The following is a 2,147-nucleotide window of genomic DNA, read 5'->3' as shown; positions in this document are numbered from 1 at the left end:
CCGAAAATCCGTCCTTCACCGCCACCCAGGTGCCGTCGGCGACGACCAGGGTCTTTTGCGGCGGGGTATATTCAAAGCGCAGCCGGCCTGGACGGCGAAGGTAGAACTTTCCTTCCGCCAGCGAGCCATCGGGGCCGACTTGCAGGAAATTGCCCTGAAGCTCCGAAAGCCCGTTCAGATAGGCTTCCACCCGCTCGACATCGGCCGTGTCCTCGGCACTCAGCGGATGCGCCTTGAGGTTCGCCCGTGCGGCGGGCGTCGCCGCATGGGCCACCGTCACGTCGGCCGTCGCGATCGCAAGCGCCAGCACGCCGAGGCCGATCAGGGCCGCGGTGACGAGCATGGCCTGGCGAACGCGCCGGCTTTGGTCGAGGTTTCTCATGAGAAAAATCATGTTGGCCTTTTGTGGCGAAAAGAAGAAAGGCGAGGGGCGGCGCGGCGGCCATTTGCCGGAGAAAGACGGGCAGTTCAATTTGACTCTCAGCTGTGGCACCAAAGCCGCAGCTTTCGATGCCGCGACGAACCGTCAGTGGTCGCCGACCAGCACCTCGCGCTTGCCCTGATGGTTGGGCGGGCTGACGACGCCCTGTTCTTCCATAAGCTCGATCAGCCGCGCGGCGCGGTTGTAGCCGATCTGCAACCGGCGCTGGATGTAACTCGTCGAAGCGCGCTTGTCGCGGGCGACGATCGCCACCGCCTTGTCGTAAAGATCGTCGCCGGTGCCGCCGCCTTCGCCGTCGAGACCGAACATCTCGCCGTTTTCTTCTGGCTCCGCCGTGATCGCTTCCAGATATTCCGGCACGCCCTGCCGCTTCAGGAACGTCACCACCTTCTCGACTTCCTCGTCCGAGACGAAGGGTCCGTGGACGCGGCGGATGCGGCCGCCGCCGGCCATGTAGAGCATGTCGCCCTGGCCGAGCAATTGTTCGGCGCCCTGTTCGCCCAGGATCGTGCGGCTGTCGATCTTCGACGTCACCTGAAACGAGATGCGCGTTGGGAAATTCGCCTTGATCGTACCGGTGATGACGTCGACCGAGGGGCGCTGCGTCGCGGTGATGATATGGATGCCGGCCGCGCGCGCCATCTGCGCGAGGCGCTGCACCGCGCCTTCGATTTCCTTGCCCGCGACCATCATCAGGTCGGCCATTTCGTCGACGATGACGACGATGAAGGGCATGGGCGAGAGGTCCATCTCCTCTTCCTCGTAGATCGCCTTCCCCGTCTCCTTGTCGAAGCCGGTCTGCACGGTGCGCACCAGCACCTCGCCCTTGGCGTCGGCGTCGATCACACGTGTGTTGTAGCCGTCGATATTCCGTACACCGACTTTCGACATCTTGCGGTAGCGGTCTTCCATCTCCTTGACGACCCATTTGAGCGCGACGACGGCCTTTTTGGGTTCCGTCACGACGGGGGCGAGGAGATGCGGAATCCCGTCATAGACCGAGAGTTCGAGCATCTTCGGATCGATCATGATCAGCTTGCACTGGTCGGGCGAGAGCCGGTAGAGGATCGACAGGATCATCGTGTTGATGCCGACCGATTTGCCCGAGCCCGTGGTGCCGGCGATCAGGAGATGCGGCATGCGGGCGAGATCGGAGACGACGGGCTCGCCGCCGATATTCTTGCCGAGCGCCAGCGCGAGTTTCGAGCTCGCATTCTCGTAATCCGAGGTTTCGAGCAACTCGCGCAGGAAGACCATCTCGCGCTTGACGTTGGGAAGCTCGATGCCGATCGCATTGCGGCCCGGCACGACCGCGACGCGGGCCGAAACCGCGCTCATCGAACGGGCGATGTCGTCGGCAAGCGCGATGACGCGCGAGGATTTGATGCCGGGCGCGGGTTCGAGTTCGTAAAGCGTGACGACGGGACCGGGGCGGACATTGATGATCTCGCCCCTGATGCCGAAATCGTCGAGCACGGATTCGAGAAGCCGCGCATTCTGCTGCAGCGCTTCGTCGCTCATCAGCGTTGCGGCGCCGGCGGATTTCGGTTTCGTCAGCAGGCTTAGCGGCGGGAGCTGGTAGTCGCTTTTCGGCTCGAGCGCCAGCGTCGGCTGCGCCTCGCGGACGGCGCGCTTGGAGGGCTTGGCCGCTTTCGGCGCGGTGCGGCTGATGGGTGGCACCGGCTTGCCGCCGAGCTTCGGCCCG

The 2,147-nt window shown here is 64.1% G+C and carries 3 protein-coding genes; 1 reads left to right on the top strand and 2 read right to left on the bottom strand.

Features of this window, described 5'->3' with window-relative positions; translation table 11 throughout:
• A partial coding sequence (locus tag VMR03_RS15720; protein ID WP_325406881.1) for an outer membrane lipoprotein carrier protein LolA occupies nucleotides 1-382 on the bottom strand: 382 nt, incomplete at its 3' end.
• Here VMR03_RS15720 and VMR03_RS15715 point away from each other — a divergent pair.
• Nucleotides 381-563 carry a hypothetical protein gene (locus VMR03_RS15715; RefSeq protein ID WP_325406880.1) on the top strand — a complete coding sequence of 61 codons (183 nt, stop codon included), beginning with the start codon at nucleotides 381-383 and terminating at the stop codon, nucleotides 561-563. The two genes, VMR03_RS15720 and VMR03_RS15715, sit on opposite strands and share 2 nt — an antisense overlap.
• Here the strand turns inward: VMR03_RS15715 and VMR03_RS15710 are convergent.
• A partial coding sequence (locus VMR03_RS15710; RefSeq protein ID WP_325406879.1) for a DNA translocase FtsK occupies nucleotides 527-2,147 on the bottom strand: 1,621 nt, incomplete at its 5' end. The two genes, VMR03_RS15715 and VMR03_RS15710, sit on opposite strands and share 37 nt — an antisense overlap.

Origin of the sequence: Parvibaculum sp., from assembly GCF_035511255.1 — a bacterium.
Lineage (GTDB): Bacteria > Pseudomonadota > Alphaproteobacteria > Parvibaculales > Parvibaculaceae > Parvibaculum.
The sequence above is the reverse complement of the archived record's forward strand: the minus strand, read 5'-3'. Positions and strand labels throughout refer to the sequence as shown.